At 45.9% G+C, this 4698-nt stretch carries 3 protein-coding genes and 2 pseudogenes; 1 reads left to right on the top strand and 4 read right to left on the bottom strand.

Going from position 1 to position 4698, the window contains the following annotated elements:
- Positions 1–106: 106 nt before the first annotated feature.
- Positions 107–1324 carry a glycosyltransferase family 39 protein gene (locus C464_RS18275; RefSeq protein WP_152420856.1) on the bottom strand — a complete coding sequence of 406 codons (1218 nt, stop codon included), beginning with the start codon at positions 1322–1324 and terminating at the stop codon, positions 107–109.
- Between the two features lie 39 nt (positions 1325–1363).
- Entirely contained in the window at positions 1364–2467 is a 1104-nt protein-coding gene (locus C464_RS17055; RefSeq protein ID WP_161781654.1) for a glycosyltransferase, read from the bottom strand.
- Positions 2468–2738: 271 nt separating this feature from the next.
- Between C464_RS17055 and C464_RS17060 the strand changes: the two are divergent.
- Positions 2739–3557 (top strand): annotated as a pseudogene (locus tag C464_RS17060) (IS5 family transposase).
- A 61-nt stretch (positions 3558–3618) separates the two neighbouring features.
- Here C464_RS17060 and C464_RS17065 read toward each other — a convergent pair.
- Together C464_RS17065 and C464_RS18280 are read right to left on the bottom strand one after the other, a co-directional pair.
- Positions 3619–4551, bottom strand: coding sequence for a hypothetical protein (locus tag C464_RS17065; protein ID WP_204365982.1), 933 nt, complete (start codon positions 4549–4551; stop codon positions 3619–3621).
- A gap of 66 nt (positions 4552–4617) precedes the next feature.
- Positions 4618–4698 (bottom strand): annotated as a pseudogene (locus C464_RS18280) (IS6 family transposase); the annotation flags it as partial.

Below are 4698 nucleotides of genomic sequence, written 5' to 3' on the forward strand. Positions count from 1 at the left end.
TCACTCGACGAGCTTACAACCGCGATCGACACCGCTCTTGAACAGCTTTCGATTCCAAAAGTGAGTAATTATTTCTAACGGCTACTATAGAAAGGCAGTCCAGCGACTAGTCAGACTTGGATTGAACTGATCTAGTATCAGAACTGTTGCTTCCAGTCTTTCCATAACGAAGCGGCCACACGAATCTTACATGCTCACAGATTCCGACCCCACCAAATAAGAATATCACCCAGATGAACATTTGTCGATGACGCATTCCAGTTCCGTAATTTACCGTCCCAACACCATAGAGAACGATAGCAACGGCGAGGCCGACAAGCAAGCCGACAATTGCGTACTGATACTTCTGATCAAGCGATCGAACTCCCCATACCGCAGCGATAGAGAATACTATATTGACGAGTCCCTCTGTCCCAACAAGGAGATCGGGTATCGTCTCGATCATCCAAGGAAACGGTGCGTACAAAAAATACGCTGCTCCGACCCAACTGAACGCTACTAGTTCAAGAATTGTTCGAGGAACTATTTCTGGGAGGTATACGGCCCGTCCACGCGCACGGATAGTACGAGTATACGCCAGAAACTCAATCCCATCTCGAATGGTCGGCAGGACCAACGCGAATGCGGCCGGTGAGAGAGCCACTCCAAAGCCGGCGGTGAGTATGGTGACGAGACCAGACTTAAACAGATACACCAAGATAACTGCGCTAATAGCTGCGGCATAGATGACAAAGTTGTCACCACGTAACAATAGGGACAGGTGTAGTAGGCCGGCCGCTAGGGCGTAGGAAGGCCATTTAGAGCGACGATATCGTGAGAATACCAAGAGACGAACCGCAGTGGTGATTCCAAACAGCACAATCGCTTCCCGGAGCAGTGTGCTGTGGACGGCAACGAAACTCGGATAGAAGATCATCGGAAGTACAGCGATGACACCAGCCTGGTGGGAGTGATAGTATCGGGCAATGAGGTAGACGTTGTAGATCGCAAGTGCCCCAAAGAGTGCGTTCCCAAGCCGAGCATAGAAGCCACTCGGCCCGGGAAGGAGCCAGAACGGAGCAAGAAAGGAACCCCACAGATCATAGATATCAGGTGATGCCAGTGGAAAGAGAAATTGAGAAATCTCAATCGAGCCGGTTGTGTAGAGATACGGATTACCTTCCAAAATACCTTGAGCGATTGTTTCCGCACGATCACCGAACTCTAGTGCATCTGTCGTTGAGTCTGGATTAACAGTCGTAACAGTCGTTATAATCGCGGCAATCAGTCGGATACTAAGTCCTGTAATGAATAGCCAAAATCCCTCCGTTGTTGTTTTATTCATTTTTGAATATAAATTTGAGCATCGGAGTTACTAAGCACATTATGAGTTTGCTTCACTCGCGTTTGTCTGCCAGTTTTCCACAAGGTCACAAAGATTCTCGAACCTGTTTTCCCACGTATTTTCAAGCGCAATTTGACGAGCTTCTATTCCAAGTTGAGAACGATATTCATCGTCATCAATGAGGCGAGCGAAGGCTTCGGTCATGGCTTGCGGTTCACTCGGAGGGACAAAAACAGCACATTTTTTATTTAATATTCGTCTATGCGGAGTGATATCAGTTGCGACTATTGGTAACCCTAGTGCGATGTATTCATAGATTTTTGCGGGGGAACTCAATTCAAATGAGTCGAGCGCTGGAAGCGGTGATACTGCAATATCACACGTAGCTGCTGATTCCGCTAGGAGTTCATGTTCAACGTAGCCATGCCACTTAATCGGTGGGCCTTCTGGACATAAGTCTTCCAGTGCGTTAATAAACCGATCGTTTGCGTCACCGTAGATATCCAGACGAACCTGTGATCTCTGTTGCGGATCAAGCGACGCGAGCGCTATTACGAGATCATCAAGTCCTCTAAATTCAACTAGAGAACCCAAATAAACAATTCGAAGCCGTTCATTATCATTATCTACGGGTACAAATTTTTGAGGGTCCGCAGCGAGTGGGATAAGTCCGATTCTGTCACGTGGTACACGGTAGTTACACTGGATGCGTTCTGCAAGTTCCTCACTAAGTGTAATAACGCCATCAATACGTGGTAGCGTAAAACGATGTAATCTGTACCCGAGGTACAGCATAAGATGGTATATTTTTCTGTCTGCTTTCTTTTTCTCAAATTCTTTGGATTGATCGTAGGGATCGGAGCGCAGATCGTAAACTATTGTAGCATCAGTCAAGACTTTCGCGATGAGTACCGGCGTGAATATATCCTTATAGGAATAAACAAGATCAGGGGGGCGACGCAGACAATACCATACGAATTGAGGTATTAGTATGAAATTTAACAGAACCACTGCCCCGAGAGATGCGGCTGGCAGTCGGTGCTCATGTGCTGAATCAATAGAACCACTATTTGGAGCAAATACATGGGTGTCCCACTTTTTTGACATTTTTTGTACAATATAATATGGTTCGGTGGATCCCAAAGGATTTGAAGTGTCAAACGTGGCTAAAACCCAAGCATTTTGTATTTTTTTTGAATTCATTGTGGTGTGTCCGTATTTAGTGTCCCTCGTGTACAAGCGAATTTATTTAGAATCCAGTATATACCTGCTGGTTTTATTGGTGCTTTTGATGAGTGATTATTGACGTAGTTGTGAGTAGTACCTTCGGAACAGAAAGCTGTGTTTAATCGCCATACTGTAACGAGGTGAATCTCTAAATCAAAGGAGCTGAAGCGGGAGAATTCAGTTGATCATGACTCAAATATCCCGCTTCATCGGGGAGGTTGTGCCGGTTGCTCAAAGAGTTACTGGCGGTGGGGGTGAATACCCCGTCCCGGCCGGGTGCGGCGGATTCACCAAATACGCACTCGTTTCTCTCTATTGTCTCCGGATTTACCTCGACACATCCCACCGAATGAAGATCGATTTACTCAAAGAGATGCCACAAATAACTGGGAAGATCGACCTCAGCGCGGCTGATATCTCTCCCGCAGTCCACGCTGTGTAAGGCGTTCGACCGGATCAGTATGAGCGTGTGTCGAGTGCTGCTACGCCAGCCAGCGGAGCTGTACGATCTCTCAGAACACGCCGCGATCGATGCCACGTTTTACCACCGCTCACCAGTGAGCCGCCACTACTGCCAGCGAATCAGCTACGCGTTCAGAAACTCAAAGTCACGAAACTCGTTGATACAGCGTCTTAAGCTGTTATTGACGTACACCGCTCAACTAACCGGGAAGGAAGCGACGCTGACCTCGCTGAGCAGATCCCCCGCCAAAACGCGGGCGATCTGCGGTCTCTTGCGGCCGATAAGGGCTATAATAAGCAATCACTTCGTGAAGATCTCCGTGGTCTCGGAATCAGACTGCTGATCAAGCACCGTATCCTCGCACCGTACGACCGCGCACACAACGCCAGAATCGACGATAATCGCTACAATTAGCGCTCTATGTCCGAAAATTTGAATTCGGCTGTCAAGCGCTTGCCTGGTTTCGCCATGTAAGCTCGGTCATGGTTTCGTGAGTTCTGCGAGATCGCGTTGGTGGGTGTCGTCTATATCGTCAATCAGTGAATATCCACGCCTTACAGCGATTCAACACAGCCGGTCGTTTCCACTACGAGATAAATGACAATTACTTGTAACCTAAGTGATTCAATTGCTCCTTGATCCCTTCCAATTCTAATTCGTCACTGCTTATAGCAGTCTCTGGTTTGATCATCCTTCGATTCCCATCAATAGTGAACCATGGAACTTTAACCAAATCTTCGACATAAACACTTCTTGGGTGTCCATATCCTCGAACAGGCACTGGCGATAGACGATCGCCAATTAAATTCCCGTGATCTGATGTAATGACTGACTTGCCTTCAATAATATCAAGAAGTCCCGAGACTTCATTTAATACGAGGTTGAGATTTTCCTTGTATGCGCGTACAACATCGCCTCTTGAAACACCAAGCCCATACTGAAGTCGCTTCCACACCTGTATTTGATCACTGGTTTTGTTCTTTTTCGGGTTTATTCCTCCACTCTCCATATTCTTCCCAAACTCTCCAATAAATGGGTAGTGGGGTTGCATAAAGTGAATTATCAACCTCTTATTCGGAAACTGTTCCACAGCAGATTCTGCATGACCTACAACGGCAGATGGTGGTACAGTATTTATTTCACTGTCCCACTCTTCCTCAAGTATATTATCAACATAGTGGAATGTTCTATCTGGTATAGTCGTCGCAAATGGATTTGCAGTTATATATACTGTGTCCGTTAGTTCTTTTCCAATAAAATTCTGATCAATAAATTCACTACTCTCACTACCCTTAGATATTCGGTACTCTAGTTCACCGTTTAATTCACAAAGTTCAGAAAATATGTCATACCGGCATCCGTCTAAAATAATCAGATTATCCCAATCTTCATTAATAATCTGGACACCTTTATTAGCATCAGTTCTTATATAATATTCTTGATTTATTCTCGTGCCGAGGCGAGATACAACTCCAGAAATTCCTTTGATACTTGCGACACGGCGTAGGTTATCAATGGTATATGTGGATCTGCTCATACAACTATTTCTAGTTTTAACCTACTGCCTCTTTGCGTTAATGATCCCTTGATTCACCGGTAGTGTTTAGATAAGCTGATTCCATGCGAAGGCGAACGCTTGTAACCAATTTTCGGCGGTACTTGGTTCGGCGTGGCTAAATGTATT

The sequence above is a fragment of the Halorubrum coriense DSM 10284 genome, from assembly GCF_000337035.1.
In the GTDB taxonomy this organism is placed as follows: domain Archaea; phylum Halobacteriota; class Halobacteria; order Halobacteriales; family Haloferacaceae; genus Halorubrum; species Halorubrum coriense.

What these genes read in the sequence shown, in the direction of transcription:
- C464_RS17065 (WP_204365982.1), bottom strand. Translation starts at nt 4,551, where the DNA reads ATGAGCAGATCCACATATACCATTGATAACCTACGCCGTGTCGCAAGT.
- C464_RS18275 (WP_152420856.1), bottom strand. Translation starts at nt 1,324, where the DNA reads ATGAATAAAACAACAACGGAGGGATTTTGGCTATTCATTACAGGACTT.